This window comes from Flavobacterium sp. GSB-24 (assembly GCF_027924665.1).
Lineage (GTDB): Bacteria > Bacteroidota > Bacteroidia > Flavobacteriales > Flavobacteriaceae > Flavobacterium.
Window position 1 is genome coordinate 1,755,157 of record NZ_AP027043.1, and the last position, 16,543, is coordinate 1,771,699.

The 16,543-nt window shown below is 32.7% G+C and carries 18 protein-coding genes; 10 read left to right on the plus strand and 8 right to left on the minus strand.

The window, feature by feature from the left end:
* Positions 1–81 precede the first annotated feature (81 nt).
* From QMG60_RS07795 to QMG60_RS07825, 7 genes are all read right to left on the minus strand, one after another.
* Positions 82–585 carry an OmpH family outer membrane protein gene (locus QMG60_RS07795; protein ID WP_170830271.1) on the minus strand — a complete coding sequence of 168 codons (504 nt, stop codon included), beginning with the start codon at positions 583–585 and terminating at the stop codon, positions 82–84.
* A 15-nt stretch (positions 586–600) separates the two neighbouring features.
* Positions 601–1,638 carry an OmpH family outer membrane protein gene (locus QMG60_RS07800; RefSeq protein ID WP_281867399.1) on the minus strand — a complete coding sequence of 346 codons (1,038 nt, stop codon included), beginning with the start codon at positions 1,636–1,638 and terminating at the stop codon, positions 601–603.
* Between the two features lie 42 nt (positions 1,639–1,680).
* The gene (locus tag QMG60_RS07805; protein WP_281867400.1) at positions 1,681–4,428 is read right to left on the minus strand and encodes a POTRA domain-containing protein; all 2,748 of its coding nucleotides are present in this window, start codon (positions 4,426–4,428) and stop codon (positions 1,681–1,683) included.
* The gene (locus tag QMG60_RS07810; protein WP_057117673.1) at positions 4,361–5,101 is read right to left on the minus strand and encodes an isoprenyl transferase; all 741 of its coding nucleotides are present in this window, start codon (positions 5,099–5,101) and stop codon (positions 4,361–4,363) included. Before QMG60_RS07810 ends, QMG60_RS07805 begins: the two co-directional genes overlap by 68 nt.
* Before the next feature lie 4 nt (positions 5,102–5,105).
* Positions 5,106–5,795, minus strand: coding sequence for a DUF6089 family protein (locus QMG60_RS07815; protein WP_281867401.1), 690 nt, complete (start codon positions 5,793–5,795; stop codon positions 5,106–5,108).
* 173 nt (positions 5,796–5,968) lie between these two features.
* On the minus strand, positions 5,969–6,853 hold the full coding sequence (locus QMG60_RS07820; protein WP_057117384.1) for an NAD kinase: 885 nt from the start codon (positions 6,851–6,853) through the stop codon (positions 5,969–5,971).
* Positions 6,854–6,951: 98 nt separating this feature from the next.
* On the minus strand, positions 6,952–7,611 hold the full coding sequence (locus QMG60_RS07825) for a CBS domain-containing protein (RefSeq protein WP_057117382.1): 660 nt from the start codon (positions 7,609–7,611) through the stop codon (positions 6,952–6,954).
* Between the two features lie 115 nt (positions 7,612–7,726).
* Here QMG60_RS07825 and QMG60_RS07830 point away from each other — a divergent pair, with 115 nt between their 5' ends.
* The 6 genes from QMG60_RS07830 to clpX all read left to right on the plus strand — a co-directional run bounded on the left by QMG60_RS07830 (position 7,727) and on the right by clpX (position 13,382).
* Complete coding sequence (locus tag QMG60_RS07830) at positions 7,727–8,440, plus strand: pyridoxine 5'-phosphate synthase (RefSeq protein WP_281867402.1); 714 nt, start codon at positions 7,727–7,729, stop codon at positions 8,438–8,440.
* A 24-nt stretch (positions 8,441–8,464) separates the two neighbouring features.
* Positions 8,465–9,229 carry an alpha/beta fold hydrolase gene (locus tag QMG60_RS07835; protein ID WP_281867403.1) on the plus strand — a complete coding sequence of 255 codons (765 nt, stop codon included), beginning with the start codon at positions 8,465–8,467 and terminating at the stop codon, positions 9,227–9,229.
* A 53-nt stretch (positions 9,230–9,282) separates the two neighbouring features.
* Positions 9,283–9,627: a phage holin family protein gene (locus tag QMG60_RS07840; RefSeq protein ID WP_057117373.1), complete on the plus strand. Its 345-nt coding sequence runs from the start codon at positions 9,283–9,285 to the stop codon at positions 9,625–9,627.
* Positions 9,628–9,741: 114 nt separating this feature from the next.
* Complete coding sequence (locus QMG60_RS07845; RefSeq protein WP_057117371.1) at positions 9,742–11,064, plus strand: trigger factor; 1,323 nt, start codon at positions 9,742–9,744, stop codon at positions 11,062–11,064.
* A 244-nt stretch (positions 11,065–11,308) separates the two neighbouring features.
* Positions 11,309–11,983 carry an ATP-dependent Clp endopeptidase proteolytic subunit ClpP gene (gene clpP, locus QMG60_RS07850; RefSeq protein ID WP_057117369.1) on the plus strand — a complete coding sequence of 225 codons (675 nt, stop codon included), beginning with the start codon at positions 11,309–11,311 and terminating at the stop codon, positions 11,981–11,983.
* A gap of 166 nt (positions 11,984–12,149) precedes the next feature.
* Positions 12,150–13,382: an ATP-dependent Clp protease ATP-binding subunit ClpX gene (gene clpX / locus QMG60_RS07855; protein ID WP_057117367.1), complete on the plus strand. Its 1,233-nt coding sequence runs from the start codon at positions 12,150–12,152 to the stop codon at positions 13,380–13,382.
* A gap of 269 nt (positions 13,383–13,651) precedes the next feature.
* On the opposite strand, the gene QMG60_RS07860 is transcribed toward clpX, so the two are convergent.
* Positions 13,652–14,617: a helix-turn-helix domain-containing protein gene (locus QMG60_RS07860; protein ID WP_057117365.1), complete on the minus strand. Its 966-nt coding sequence runs from the start codon at positions 14,615–14,617 to the stop codon at positions 13,652–13,654.
* A gap of 140 nt (positions 14,618–14,757) precedes the next feature.
* Here QMG60_RS07860 and QMG60_RS07865 point away from each other — a divergent pair, with 140 nt between their 5' ends.
* The 4 genes from QMG60_RS07865 (at position 14,758) to QMG60_RS07880 (ending at position 16,542) form a co-directional block, all read left to right on the plus strand.
* Positions 14,758–15,165, plus strand: coding sequence for a VOC family protein (locus QMG60_RS07865; protein ID WP_281867404.1), 408 nt, complete (start codon positions 14,758–14,760; stop codon positions 15,163–15,165).
* Between the two features lie 2 nt (positions 15,166–15,167).
* The gene (locus QMG60_RS07870) at positions 15,168–15,578 is read left to right on the plus strand and encodes an SRPBCC domain-containing protein (protein WP_281867405.1); all 411 of its coding nucleotides are present in this window, start codon (positions 15,168–15,170) and stop codon (positions 15,576–15,578) included.
* A 22-nt stretch (positions 15,579–15,600) separates the two neighbouring features.
* Complete coding sequence (locus QMG60_RS07875; RefSeq protein ID WP_281867406.1) at positions 15,601–16,005, plus strand: SRPBCC family protein; 405 nt, start codon at positions 15,601–15,603, stop codon at positions 16,003–16,005.
* Positions 16,006–16,131: 126 nt separating this feature from the next.
* Positions 16,132–16,542, plus strand: coding sequence for a VOC family protein (locus tag QMG60_RS07880; RefSeq protein WP_281867407.1), 411 nt, complete (start codon positions 16,132–16,134; stop codon positions 16,540–16,542).
* The last annotated feature ends 1 nt before the right edge of the window (position 16,543 follow it).

The window sequence follows — 16,543 nt, forward strand, 5'->3', positions numbered from 1 at the left end:
AGAGATTAGTTTTAATTTTTTGTAAAAAAAAACTGCTCAAATTATACAATTGAGCAGTTTGATTATACGAGTTCGAATTTCTTAGAATCCTAAATCTTTTTTAACGTCAGCAGTGATGTTTGGACCATCAGCTAATAATAAAGTAGAACCGTCTAAAACGTATTGGAAACCTTTAGCTTTTCCAACTTTTTGGATAGAAGCTCTAACTTTTTCCATTAAAGGTTTTACGATATCAGTTTCTTTTTGTTGTAGTTCTTTTTGTGCATTGTCTCTGTAATCAACAATTCTTTTTTGCATATCTTGAACTTCTTTAGAACGCTCACCGTTAACAGCATCAGTTACTGTAGCAGCTTCTGCCTCATACTTTTTGATTTTTACTTGATATTCATCAACCATCTTTTTGTATTCAGCATCATATGTTCCACTTAATTTTTGCAGTTGATTTTGAGCGTCTAGCATAGCAGGCATTTTCGACATGATCTCGCTTACATCAACATGAGCTACCTTCGCTTGTGCGTTCATTGTGTTACTTGCTCCTAAAATAAGAATTGCAGCAATTAGTAAAGTTTTGATTTGTTTCATCATTTTTAAAAATATTAATTAATTATTGGTCGTATTTGTTTTTTGTGTTTCGGCTTCTTTTGCTTTTTTAGCCGCTTCTCTTTCCTCTAAAATTTTCTTTCTTTTCTCTTCCAATTCTTTTTTACGCTGTTCGTAAAGCATCTGTCTTTCTTCTGCTTTAGTCATCGTTGGTTCAGCGGTTGGTGTTTGCTCAGTACCATTTGTACCAGGTGCACCACTCGTAGCGGCAGGTTTAGCTCTTGTGTTTGTTTTTGCTGCCTCTGTTGCTGTTGTTGTTTTAGCTGTTCCAGAAACCGTGCCATTTTTTTTAGCTTCTCTCTCAGCAGCTATGGCATTTCTTCTGTCTTCGTATTCTTTTTTCTTAGCTTCTTGTTCTAATTTTCTATCTTGAATTAATTTTTCTCTTGCTGCTTTTTTCTCGTCAAGAGCTTTTTGACGATCGGCCATTGCTGGATTTTCATCTATTGCATTTTCAAGATTCTCTTTAGCTTCCTGCTCTTTCAATTGTTTTTTCGTCAGCTGCTCACGTTTTTCAGTACGATTTAAAACCCTTAAAACTTGATCACTGATGTCAAATCTTTTATTACTGAAAAGCATTGTAAGATCTGATGATTTGTCAAAAATAAAATCATAATTTTTAGCTTCTGCAATATCTTGAACAGCAGTAAAAACCTGATCCTGAATTGGCTTTGCCAAAGCAGCTTTCTGACGCATTAAATTACCATCAGCTCCAAACTGTTTCTGCTGATAATCCATCATTTCTTGTTCTTGAAACTTAATTTCAGTTTCTCTTTCTTCTATTAATTCTTTAGTAAGTAAAGCTTTTTCTGCTTTTAAACTTTCCTTTAGGGTATTAATATTTAATTTTTTAGCCTCAACTTCCTGTTTCCACTTTTGAGCTTTTAACTCTAATTGTGATTTGGCTTCTTTGTAATCGGAAACATTTTCTAAAATATATTCCATGTCGATGTAGCCTATCCTAGTCGTCTTACCTTGTGCCTGACTTGTATTTGCTACAATCAAGGCTAAAAATATAAATAAAAATTGTTTTCTCATAACATAACTTTATTTGATGATTTTTAACCAAACGTTATTTCTCTAAAATTGTTGTCCAATGATAAAGTGAGTTTCCCATCCATTAGCTTTTGTTTGTCCAGGAAGAGCATCAAATCCGTAACCAAAGTCAATACCTAATAATCCAAATGCAGGCATGAATACACGTAAACCAGCACCAGCAGAACGATTTAAATCAAATGGGTTGTAATCTTTGAACGTTGGATATGATGAACCTGCCTCTAAGAATGTTAAAGCATAAATAGAAGCTGATGCTTTTAATGTAATTGGGTAACGTAACTCCATAGAGAACTTGTTATAAATAGTTGCTCCAATTGCATCTCCGCTAGCATTTACTGGAGTTAAAGAGTTGTTTGGATAACCTCTCAACTGAATAGTCTCTCTACCATCCATTGAGTAGTTGGCCATACCATCTCCTCCTAAGTAAAAACGCTCAAAAGGAATTACACCTCTTTCTTGATTATAAGCTCCTAAGAAACCAAATTCTGTTAAGGTTCTTAATACTAACTTTCCATATACTTTAGTATACCAGTCTCCTTTAAATTTAACTTTATAGTATTCTAACCAATTGTATTTTCTCTGATCGACTTTTGCAACATCAGTATCAGCACTTCCAAAGTCTGAACCAACACTTACATAACCAGTTTGTCCGTTTACAGTTTCTGTTTTAACATAATCGCCATTGTTAAGCGGTTTTCCGTCTACACCACTTCCAGATGTTCCAGTATACTGTGTTTTATATTCTTTTTCATTTTTTAAATTTCCATAATCAATTCCATTAAATAATGAATATGGAGGTGTTACTTTCGCCGAAATGCTAAACTCTGAACCATAAGTAGGGAATATTGGGTTCACACCTTTATTACTTCTTGAAAGTCCAATCGTATATGCTAAGTTTCTTGATGCACCGTTACCAAAAGTAAATAATCCTGTATTATAATTGTTCAAATCATAATGCTGATAACTTACAGACTGTGATAATACAAAGTAGTCATCTGGCACAGTTAATCGTTTAGCTAAACCAACTTGGAGTGTAAAAATATTAAAACTTTTGCCACGATCAACAGTTCGGGTAATATAATTGTTAAGAAATTGCTTACTATAAGAGATAGAAGAACTAAATTGTACAGGTTTCTTTCCTCCAAACCAAGGTTCTGAGAACGATAAACTGTACGTTTGGAAATAAGTACTTCCTTGTAAACGAAGCGCTACTTTTTGTCCATCTCCCATTGGCAAAGGCTTATAAGCTTCTTTGTCAAATAATTTTCTAGCAGAGAAGTTATTAAACGAAAGTCCCAATGTTCCGATGAAACCTCCACCGCCGTAACCTCCTTGAAGTTCAACCTGGCTAGATCCTTTTTCTACAACATGGTATTCAATGTCAACAGTTCCTGCTCCGGCATCTACGTTTTTAAACTTAGGATCAATTGCCTCAGGATCAAAGAAACCTAATTGTCCGATCTCACGAATAGTTCTTACAAGTTGTTCTTTACTATATTTTTCACCTGGTTTTGTTCTTAACTCACGGTAAATTACGTGGTCATTTGTTTTGTCGTTTCCAACAACTGTAATTTTGTTGAAATAGGCAATTGGACCTTCTGTAACTCTAATTTCAAAATCGATTGTATCGTTAACCGTTTTTACCTCTACAGCATTGATGTTTGAGAATAAGTAACCGTTGTTTTGGTATAAATTGGTAATATCTTCTGCATCAGGTTTTGTCTTATCGGCAATTCTTTTTTCTAATAAAACTCCGTTGTAAGTTTCTCCTTTTTTAATCCCTAAGTAACGGTTTAAAAGCTGATCTGAATATACTGTATTACCTAAGAATTTAATATTTCCGAAGTAATATTTATTTCCTTCTTCTACATTAATTTTAATAGCAAGTGTATTTTTCTGTTTGTTGTATTTAACAGAATCGTAAATGATACGTGCATCACGGTATCCTTTCTCCTTATAAGAAGCAATTACTTTTTCTAAGTCAGTTTTATATTTTTCTGGAATAAATTTAGAAGCTTTAAAAACACGAATGAAGTTTTTCTGTTTCGTATCTTTCATTGCAGCACGCAATTGATTGCTTGTAAGCTGTTTGTTTCCAATGAAATCAATACTGCTGATTTTTACTTTATCTCCTTTATCTATCCTGACAAGCATATTAACCTGATGTCCGTTAATAGTGTCTGGAGTATTTGTTATAGTAACTTTTGTATTATAATAACCTTCTTTTTTGTATTTGTTTTCAATATAGTTTTTAGTTGTAGTAATTAAGTTTTCGTTGACAATTTTGTTTTTTGTCAAGTTATTGTCCTTAATTAAACCTTCTACTTTACTTTTCTTAACTCCAACGAATTTAACTTCGTTTAATTTAGGAAGTTCAATAATATTTAAATCTAGATAAATACTATCATTTTCTACTTTATTGACGTAGAAAGCAATTTCATCAAAAAGGCCTAGTTTACCTAATTTTTTAATTGCACTACTAATTTCTTCTCCAGGTACAGTAATTTCCTGTCCTTTTTGAAGGCCTGAAAATGTTACTACAGTCTGTTCATTGAAGCTTATTTTACCAACAACGGAAACTTTGGCCAGAATATATTTTTTTCCTTGATCAAAAGGAACTCTTTCTTGTGCTTTAATTTGTGAAAAACTACCCAAAAGTAATAGGGTAAGGACTATTTGTATTTTTTTTTGCAACACTAAAAAATTATTTAATTTGTTCACTGGTCTTTCCAAATCTACGTTCTCTTTTTTGATAACTAATAATAGCCTCATATAAATCTTGGTCTTTAAAGTCTGGCCACAAGACATTAGTAAAATACAATTCTGCGTAAGCGATCTGCCACAGCAAAAAATTACTTATTCTATGTTCTCCACTTGTTCGTATTAATAAATCTACGTCTGGTAAATTTTGCGTGTAAAGATGCTCATTTATAATTGAATCGTCAATAGTGTCTATTGAAATTATATTATTTTTAACTTTATCACTAATTGCCTTTACAGCATTTACAAGCTCCTCTCTAGATCCGTAGCTTAAGGCAAGAGTAAGTGTTAATCGAGAATTGTTTTTTGTCTTTTCTATAACATCCAAAAGTTCTTTTTGGGCTGTTTTTGGTAATTTGTCAAGATTTCCAATTGCATTGAGTCTAATATTGTTTTCTTGAAGCGTAACGAGCTCTTTTTTTAATGAATTGATCAATATTTTCATCAAAGCTTGAACCTCAAGTTTTGGTCGGTTCCAGTTTTCAGTTGAGAAGGCGTATAGAGTTAAATATTCAATTCCCAGCTTAGCTGAGGTCTTGATTATTTCTTTTACTGATTTTGTACCATTTTCATGTCCAAACGCGCGCATGAAACCTTGTTGTTTTGCCCAGCGTCCGTTACCGTCCATAATAATGGCAAGGTGTTTAGGTAAGTTTGTGTGATCTATTGATTCTATTAAATTCATTTTATTATTCTGCGCAATAGCAAGGTTTTTGTCCAAAGGTATACGTTAAGGTGATACCTGAAAAAACATACCAGTCATTATTATTTAAATTTCCAAACTTTAAAATATTTGGATTGTTTGTTTTAGGATTGCTTCCGTCAATGTTGTCTGTAAAAGTATAACGTGCTCCAGCTTCAACTCCTAAAACAAGATGCGGCGTTATGTTCGATTTTACACCTAATATAATAGGTATAGCAAAAGAGTTTGAATTATCAGAATAAATTGTGTTTGGGCTTGTATTATATCGATATAAGTTGTCGAAGATAAAGAAATTTAGACCTGTAAATACATAAGGAGTAATCTTTGTATGATAATCATGAAGATTAAAATCGAAAAAATTAAACTCAAGTCCTGCAGAAAGTTCTTTAATATTGTTTTCAAAACGATATCCTCTTTGATTTCTACCTGTTTCTTCAGATTTGAAGTCATTTCCAATTACACTTGATTGTGTATATGAAAATCTCCAGGAATGCCTTGGGCTTCTGTTCCATTTATAAAGAACACCAAAAGCTGGTTTTTCTGGGGCGATATAAGTTGTTTTTCCAACGTCACCTACAAAGTTACTTCCGCCAAAAAAAACACCTATCTCATTGATTTGAGCATTAAGTGTAATAAAGGGGAAAAAACATAACAATAAATTAAAAATTTTCTTCATTTAATTCAAAATTGCGTGCAAATATAATAATTATCAATACGAATCAAAGTTCCTTTGGTTAAATGTGCTCCTTTTTCAATTTACATTATGATTTTGAGTCATTTAATGATGATTCACTACATGCAGAACGAGAAAATGTGGTATTATCGTATAGTGAAGAATCAGAAAAGAGTTTAATTTCTTTTATCTTCTCCCCAGAGCAATTTATTTCTTAAGGTTTTTAAGAACGTTTCGCCTGGTATTTCAACCATTTTTATTTTATAATCTGTTTTTTTTATTTTTAAAATTGATTCATTTTTCACTGAAGAAATTCTCGAATCTAAAGAAACCAAATATTGGTCTTCTCTTCCTGTTACCCGCAGTGTGATTTCTGTGTCATCTGGAATAACAAGTGGTCTGGCAGTTAAATTATGAGGCGCAATAGGTGTTATTACCAAGCTTTTTACATCTGGTGTTAAGATGGGACCGCCGCAGCTTAAAGAATATCCAGTAGAGCCGGTAGGAGTAGAGATGATTAATCCATCTGCCCAATAAGAATTTAAATATTCGTTATTCAAATAAGTTTCAACAGTTATCATCGAAGTAGTATCTTTTCTACTCACTGTAACTTCATTCATTGCAAAATTAAGTTCTTCGAAGGCATCATTCTTTGGCTCAGAAGTTAATCCTAATAGAGTTCTTTCAGAAGTGGTGTAATTTTGATCAATAACGAACTGTAACAAACTATCAATATTTTCTTTTTGAACTTTAGCAAGAAATCCTAATCTTCCTGCATTTATACCTAATAAAGGAACGCCTGAATTTCGAACAAAAGCAGCTGCTCTCAAAATTGTTCCATCACCGCCAATACTAATCAGCATTTCAAAACTATTATCTAAAGCAGTGCTTGGCGAAAAAGTTTTATATTCTTTTTTTATCAGCTGCTTTTCATAAAGCATTTTCAGAAAATTTTCTTCAATTACCATTTCAACATTGTTGGAATTGAAAAAAGAGAAAATGTCTTTTATAATAGGTTCAGTACTATTTTGATAATATTGTCCGTAAATGGCTATTTTCATTCGAGTTAAATTAGGTAATTTGTCAATGTGTCAATCAGATAATTTGCAGCTGTGAAAATTATCTAATTAACTAATTTTCTCATTGCCACATTAATAATTTATATATTAAGGTATTTGTCTAAATAATCAGAACGTTCTTTCAAGCTATTAATATAGGTGTCTTCCTGATGTTCTGAAATAATCTCATAGCCATATCTTCTATAGGTCTGAATAATTTCATTTATCGCTCCTAAACCAATTTTTACTGTAATTTGAACATTTTCCAGATCAGCTTCAGATACAAAAGAACCTAAAACCTTACCATTATTGCTTTCTACAATCTGCATTACTTCGCTCATAGAATAATCTAAAAGACCTTTTTGAACAATAATAATCGCTCCTGGCTCTTTTAAAAATGGAGTTTCCTGAAAAAACTTCATTATATCTTCCATTTCATAATAACCTATATAAGCATTATTTTCATCAAGAATTGGAAGAATATTGGTATGGTTTTTAGCAAAAACTTCCAGAACATCTAGCCAGATCATCGATTTTCTGGCAAAAAAACGTTCTAAAGTATATTTGTAGTCAATTGCTTTTTTATCGGTGTCAAATGTTTCTACATCCTCAGAAGAGATGCTTCCAATAAAAACCCCATCTTCTAAAATGGGAAAATGAGAAAAATTTACATCGATAAAAAAGTCCTGGATCGAGGCTATCGTTTCCTGACTATCAATCGCTCTGAAATCATTTGTGATATAGTTTGTAATTTCTGTCATAAATCATTGAAGATATTTGATGCAAAATAATCAAAAAATACCGAAAACTGCTGCGTTTTACTTTGTATTTTTGTCGTAACAAATATAGTGTTACTAGAATTAATTATCTATTTATATGACAAAGTTAAGTGTAAATATCAATAAAATTGCAACGCTTCGAAATGCAAGAGGCGGAAATGTTCCTGATTTATTAAAAGTTGCTGTAGATATTCAGCGTTTTGGAGGACAGGGAATCACGATTCATCCACGTCCAGATGAGCGTCATATTCGTTATCAGGATGCACGCGATTTAAAAGCAGTTGTTACTACAGAATATAATATTGAAGGAAATCCACAGCATAATTTTATTGATTTGGTTTTAGAATGCAAACCGGATCAGGTAACCTTAGTTCCAGATGCAATTGGAGCAATAACATCATCTGCAGGCTGGGATACCATCAAAAATCAAGAATATTTAACAGAGGTTATTGGAGAGTTTCAGAGAAACGGAATTAGAACTTCGATTTTTGTTGATCCGATTCTGGAAATGATTGAAGGCGCTAAAAAAACAGGTACCGACAGAATTGAATTGTATACAGAATCTTTTGCACACCAATATAGTTTAGGAAACGAAAAAGGAATTGAACCATACGCTAAAGCTGCCGAATTGGCAAACGAATTAGGTTTAGGAATCAACGCTGGACATGATTTGAGTTTAGATAATATCAAATTTTTTAAAGAAAATATTCCAGGCTTATTAGAAGTTTCTATAGGTCACGCTTTGATTTCAGAAGCACTTTATCTTGGTTTGGATAATGTAGTGAATATGTATTTGAATAAATTGAAATAATTCTTCAGAATAAAAAATATAAATATGCTTTACTCAAAAATAGAAGGCGAAGGAAAACCATTTATTATCATGCACGGGTTTCTAGGAATGTCTGATAATTGGAAAACTTTGGCGGGACAATATGTAGAAGCTGGATTTCAAGTTCATATTTTGGATTTAAGAAACCACGGACGCAGTTTTCATTCAGATGAATGGAGTTACGACGCAATGGTTCAAGATGTATATGAATATTGTCAAGCCAATAATTTAAGCAGAATTGATATTCTGGGGCATTCAATGGGTGGAAAGGTTGCGATGCTTTTTTCGACAACACATCCAGAAATTGTAGACAAATTAATTGTAGCAGATATAGGTCCGAAATTTTATAAACAGCATCATCAGGATATTTTGGCAGGATTAAATGCAATAGATTTTTCTGTAAAACCAAGCCGAAATGATGTAGAGGCAACTTTATCACAATATATTACTGATTTTGGAACACGACAGTTTCTACTAAAAAATTTATATTGGAAAGAACCTGGACAATTGGCTTTCCGATTTAATTTGGAAGCTTTTAATAATAACCTAGATGCAATTGGAAAACCGCTTCCAGATAATTTGGTTTTTGATAAACCGACATTGTTTATTCGCGGAGGAAATTCAGGTTATATTCAAGATACTGATATGGATTCGATTCGTTTGCATTTTCCAAATTTAAAATTAGAAACTATTCCAAACGCAGGACATTGGCTTCATGCTGAAAATCCTAAAATGTTTTTTGAATTGACAACGGAGTTTTTGAAAGAATAATCTCTTTTGATAAAAAATTATTACTTTTAAATAAATTTTAAACCTGAATAACTATGAAATTATTACTTAGACTCCTTGTTACCGCTGCCTTAGTTTTATTGTTGTCTAATCTTTTGACTGGTGTACACGTTGCAAGTTTTGGGACAGCTGTAATTGTTGCAGTAGTGTTGGGATTACTGAATGTTTTTATAAAACCAATTTTAGTCATTTTGACTTTACCAGTTACATTTGTGACTTTAGGTTTGTTTTTGCTGGTAATCAATGCTATAATTATTTTGCTGTGTACTAATATTGTTGGAGGCTTTGCAGTCGATTCCTTCTGGACAGCATTGATTTTTAGTGTTATTTTGTCTATTCTGCAATCTATTACCTATAAAATATTAGGAGACGATAAATAAAAACAAATCGAGCAGATTAAAACTGCTTCAAATACAATAGATTAAAAACTTGGTTGGGTTGCAAAAATTTTATAATTTTGCAACCCAATTTTATTATGTAAATTAAAGAAGAAGATGGATATTAAAAGAGTAGCAATAGACGCTGTTAACGAGACAATTGTAATGAACGTGGTTCATATGGATTATAAAGGTCAAGTGGCAAAAAGAATCAACGAAAAATTGCCTTTGGCGCAAGTAAAAGGATTTAGAAAAGGACAAGTTCCTAAAGATCTTGTTGAAAAACAATACGGAAAAGGTATTAAACAAGAAGAAGTTAAAAAAGTAGTTGATTTAGCTTTAGAGCGTTATATTCAATCTGAAAGATTAAATCTTTTAGGAACTCCTCTTCCAAAAGTAAACGAAAACCTTGACTGGGATGCTGAAGAATTAACTTTTGAATTCGAAATTGGTTTAGTGCCTAACTTCGAAATTGATTTAGAAGCTAAAAATAATATCGTAAAATATATTGTTACTGCTGACGATAAATTAATCGACGGACAAGTAGAGCGTATTCAAAAACAATTCGGTAAAGCAATTCCTCAAGATAAAGTTGAAGCTGATTCAGATTTAACTGGAACTTTCACAAACGAAGAAAAAGGAATCAACAATACAACTACAATTTCTGTATCTACTTTCAACAAGGAGGCTGGAGATAAATTCATCGGTAAAAAAGTTGGAGATGTTGTTACAGTAAGCACAAAAGGTTTATTCGAAGACGATCACCAATTAATGGATTACTTAAAAGTATCTCATGATGATGTTCATGGTTTAGATATCGAAGTAAACTTTACAATCGAAGCTATCAACGGATCAGAATTGGCAGAATTAAACCAAGAATTATTTGATAAACTTTTTGGGGAAGGAAAAGTAGCTTCTTTAGAAGATTTAAAAGCTAAAATCAAAGAAGATGCTGAAGCTCAATTCGCGCAGCAAGCAGATCAAAAATTATTGTTAGACGTTCAAGATTTCTTGATCGAAAACACAAAATTTGATTTACCAGCAGAATTCCTTAAAAAATGGTTGCAAACTGTTGGAGAGAAAAAACTTTCTGCAGAAGAGGCTGAAGTTGAATACGCAAGATCTGAAAAAGGTTTACGTTTCCAATTAATCGAAGGAAAAGCAATGGCTCAAAGTAATATCCAAATTACATTTGAAGATTTGAAAGAGTTTACATCAAACGCAATCAGACAACAAATGGCTCAATTTGGACAAACTAACCCAACTGAAGAAGAAGTTCAAGGAATCGTGGCTAGAGTTTTATCTAACCAAGAAGAAGTGAAAAGACTTTCTGAGCAAGTTGTAGCTGCTAAATTGTTAGATTTATTCAAAGAGAAAGCAAATCCAACAACAAAAGAAGTTACTTACGAAGAATTTATTGCTGCTTCTTACGGAGAATAATTTCTGAAAAATAATTATATTTGAGCGTCAAGAGATTTTTCTTTTGACGCTTTTTTTGTTTCGGCTGTATGTGATATTCCAGATTTTAAAAAAAACTTAGTCCCGAAGCTTCGGGATAACATCTCATACCATTTGAAACTTAAAAAAAAGAAGACATAATGACATTCTTTATAAAAGGGTATGACCTTTGCAGGGAATAAAAATGTATACACCAAATAAACGTAAAACTTAGAACAAAATACATATGAACTACGGTAAAGAATTCAAAAAATTTGCTACAAAGCACCAAGGAGTAAATGCAATGTATTACGATAAAATCGTTGCGGCGATGACTCCAACTAATATGACTCCATATATTATTGAAGAACGTCAGTTGAATGTTTCTCAATTAGATGTATTTTCAAGATTAATGATGGACAGAATTATTTTTTTAGGAACTGGTATCGATGACCAGATTGCTAACATTGTTCAGGCTCAATTATTATTTTTAGAAAGTGCCGATGCTTCAAAAGATATTCAAATTTACTTAAACTCTCCTGGAGGAAGTGTTTATGCAGGTCTTGGAATCTATGACACAATGCAGTACATTAAACCAGATGTAGCTACAATTTGTACAGGAATGGCAGCTTCTATGGGAGCAGTTTTATTATGTGCAGGAGCTGCAGGAAAACGTTCGGCTCTGCCACATTCACGCGTTATGATTCACCAGCCGTCTGGAGGAGCACAAGGTGTTGCGACAGATATGGAAATCAACTTACGTGAGATGTTGAAATTAAAAGATGAATTATATCATATTATTTCACAACATTCAGGACAAACTTTTGATAAAGTGCATAAAGACAGTGAGCGTGATTACTGGATGAAAGCTGACGAAGCAAAAGAGTACGGAATGATTGATGAAGTTTTGAGAAGAGGATAAAACTTAGTTTCAAGTTTCTGGTTTCAAGCTGCTATGGTTAACTTGAAACTTGAAACAAAATAAAACTTGAAACAAAAAATAAAAGTTAAGAAGTTACTAAGTTTTTGAGGTTTTCGTTGAAAGTCTCAGAAACTTAGTAACTTTGCAGCTTAGTAACTAAAAAAGAATGGCTAAAGTAGTATTAGAATGTTCGTTTTGTGGAAGAAAGAAGCCAGAAACTAATTTATTGATTGCTGGAATCAATGCACATATTTGTGATAAGTGTATTGAGCAGGCACACGGAATTGTATTAGAAGAATTAAAGTCTAGTGGAAGCGCAAAACTTGTTGGAGATTTAATTTTAAAGAAGCCAAAAGAAATTAGGGCTTTCTTAGATCAATATGTTATTGGTCAGGATCAAACTAAAAAAGTAATGTCAGTTGCGGTTTACAATCACTACAAGCGTTTAATGCAGCAGCAATTAGACGACGAAGTAGAGATTGAAAAAAGTAACATCATTATGGTGGGTCAAACCGGAACTGGAAAAACATTAGTTGCAAAAACAATTGCAAAAATGTTAGATGTTCCTTTGGCTATTGTTGATGCAACAGTATTAACAGAAGCTGGTTATGTTGGAGAAGATGTTGAAAGTATCTTAACCCGTTTACTTCAAGCTGCTGATTATGATGTAGCTAAAGCAGAAAGAGGAATTGTTTTTATTGATGAAATTGATAAAATTGCCCGTAAGAGCGATAATCCATCAATAACACGTGACGTTTCTGGTGAGGGAGTTCAACAAGCATTATTAAAATTATTAGAAGGAACTGTTGTAAACGTACCGCCAAAAGGAGGTCGTAAACACCCAGACCAAAAATTTGTTGAGGTAAATACTCAAAATATATTGTTTATTGCAGGAGGAGCTTTTGATGGAGTAGAACGTATTATTTCTAAACGTTTAAACCGTCAGGCAGTTGGTTATTCCACTTCTAAAAATGTAGACAATATTGATAAAGACAATTTACTGCAATACATTATTCCAAAAGACATTAAAGATTTTGGATTAATTCCAGAGATTATTGGTCGTCTGCCAGTTTTAACACATATGGATCCTTTGGATAAAGAAACACTTCGTGCTATTTTGACACAGCCTAAAAATGCATTAATAAAACAATATCAAAAATTATTCTTGATGGATGATGTTGAGTTTACTATTACAAACGAGGCTTTAGATTTTATTGTGGATAAAGCATTAGAATATAAATTAGGTGCACGTGGGCTTCGTTCTTTATGTGAAGCTATCCTAACTGATGCTATGTACGAATTGCCAACTTCAGATGACACTAGTCTGACAATTGACAAAGAATATGCAGAACATACATTAAGTAAAAATTTATTGAAGCGCATGGAAATTGCTTCTTAAATCTTGAATATCACTTTGTCAAAGTTTTAAACTTTGACAAAGTTTTTTTTTAACCTGCTCAATGAGCAGGTTTTTTTATGATTTTCAAAAACTTTTTGTTTGTTGTATGGAATAAATTTTAAAGATTTTTTTCTTCTGAAAACAAAAAGTTGAATTTTAGCCCTGATCGAAACGGCATCCTTTTGCTCTGGGGTTCAGAGCAAAAGATATAGTGTAGAGCAGGACCTAAAGTTCTTTTGAAAACAAAATTTTCTGCTGCTAAAAAAAAACTACTGCACCCTAAATTTCTCTCTATATTCAATTGGTTTCATACCGACCATTTTATAGAACACTTTTCTAAAAGCTTTTGGGTCATTGTAACCTGTTTTTTCGATGATTTCTGAAATGGAAAGCTGAGTTTGCTCTAAGTATTTTTTTGAACTTTCGACTCTTATATTCTGAAGATATTCTATTGGCGGAATTCCGGTTACCTGCTTAAAGCGACGTGTCATGTTTCTGGCACTTGTTGGAATGTCTTTGGTAATTTCTTCCAGTTTTTCTATTGTATGATATTGGCTTTCAATTTTTTGCTGCAACATCGCCACCAAAGTATCATTGTGCAAATGATTGGGTCTAAAAGTGCTGAAATAACTTTGTTTATATCTGTTTAAATCGATAGAAAAGATTTTAGCAATATTGACAGCCATTTCGTTGCCGCAGAATTTTTGAACTAAAAGAATTAATAAATGAAAAGTTGAGGTAGAGCCGCCGCTGGTATACAAACTTCCATCAGCAGTTAGAGTTTCTTCGGGTTTTAATTTCACCATTGGAAAAGCTTTTGTAAAAGCACTGCAGGCGTCAACATGTGTGGTAGCCAGTTTTTCGTTTAACAAACCAGAAGCCGCAAACAAAAATGCTCCAGTACAAAAACTGGCCAATTCGGCTCCAGCTTGATGTTGTTTTTGCAGCCAAGGAATGAAATTTTTATTCTTCTTAATCATTTCACTCATATTGTCAGTTGTAAAAGCGGGAATTAAAATCAGATCCAAAATAATATTAGACGTTTCAATTACGTTAGATACATATCCAAACAAATTTCCCTCATCATTTTGTTCTTTCGATTGAAAAATCATGATTTCAAATGGTTTTTCGTTTCCTGAACTGAGTTTGTTAGTAGTTTCAAATACTTCTAATATCGCTGCAATACTTAATAATTTGTAGTCGTGAGGTACGATTAATCCTAATTTCTTGCTCATGGTTTTTATTGTTTTTGAAATGTAACTTCAAACAAAAATAATCATTTTGTCTTAAATGCCCCTAAAAATGACTTTTATTGGCATTTTTAACTAATCTTAAAATTTTACATTTGTTTTAATTAATTCGTAATTTTATAAAGATGAAAACAAAGATATTCTTAAATCTTGCTGTAAAAGATTTAAATCGTTCAGTATCCTTTTTTAAGGATTTAGGCTTTTCATTCGATTCTAGGTTTACAAATGAAAAGGGAACTTGTTTAATTGTTGGTGAAAATATAAATGTGATGCTTTTGGTTGAGGACTTTTATAAAACATTTACCAATAAGCAAATTTGTGATACCGCTACAACCAGCGAAGTCCTTATTTCTATTTCTGTTGAAACACGCGAAAGAGTGAATGAAATAATGGAAAAAGCAGTTAAAGCCGGCGGAACTGATTACAATAAAGAGCATGATTATGAGTGGATGTACCAAAGAACTTTTCTGGATCTAGATGGGCATCACTGGGAAGTGTTCTTTATGGACGAAAGCCAGATACCAAATAATTAATTATGATTTCAGTAGAAGCTATAATTAACGCGCCGATAGAAAAAGTTTGGGAGCTGTGGACATTGCCTGAGCATATTATGAATTGGAATAATGCTTCTCCAGATTGGCATACGCCTTTTGTAGAAAATAATGTAACAGAAGGAAGTAAATTTAAATTTACTATGGCTCTAAAGGACGGCAGTGATGGTTTTGATTTTGAAGGTATATACACGAAAATTGATAAATTTTCATTAATAGAATATAAGCTTTATGATAATAGAACGGCAAGTGTTCATTTTGAAATTCAAGACAATCAAGTAAAAATTACTGAAACATTTGAGCCGACAACAATCGAATCTGCAGATATGGAAGAAAAATTTTGTACGGCTATCATTCAAAATTTTAAAAGCTACGTGGAGAATTTTAAACGATAAATCAATTTATAAAATAAAAATCATGATAACAATCAAAAATACCGTTAATGCATCTTTAGACAAAGTTTGGGATTTATGGAATACGCCAGAACATGTTAAGAATTGGAGTTTTGCATCTCCAGACTGGCACACACCGTATGCAGAATCTGATTTAAGAGAAGGAGGAAAATTTAAATCGACTATGGCAGCAAAAGATGGAAGCATGAGTTTCGATTTTGAAGGTGAATTTACTTTGGTTAAACCAAAAAGTGCACTCGAATATGTTATGGCAGATGGAAGAAAGGTTGAAATTAAGTTTGCAGAAACGGCAGACGGAGTCGAAATTGTTGAAAGTTTTGATCCAGAAACGCAAAATCCAGAAGAAATGCGGCGCGCAGGCTGGCAGGCAATTTTGGATAATTTTAAAAATTACGTAGAAAAAAAATAATTTTTTTCTTTAGGTTCAAAGGCTCAAAGATTCAAAGGCTTAAAGGCTAAAAGGTTCAAAGGTTCAGAACTTCAGAGGCTTACACATTACTTACTATCACAATATCTAACCAAAAAAAACAAAAAAATGACAAAACAAATATGGTTGAATCTTCCTGTAAAGGATGTAGCAAAAGCGAAAGATTTTTTCTGGAAAATTGGTTTTTCGTTTAATGAACAGCATGATACGCCAAGTTCGACGTGCATGGTTGTAGGTGAAGGACATTTTGTTGTAATGCTTTTTGAAGAAATGCTTTTTTCCAGCTTTTCTCAAAACAGTATTACCGATACTAAATCGAGCTCGGAAGTATTGATTTCGATTGATGCTGAAAGCAGAGAAGAAGTTGATGAATTAGCAGAAAAAGTAAAAGAAGCTGGCGGAACTGTTTTTGCTCCTCCTGCAGAAAGTCAAGGTTGGATGTACGGCTGTGGTTTTGCCGATTTAGATGGTCATCGTTGGAATGTTTTATTTATGGACTTTAGTAAATTACCAAATTAAG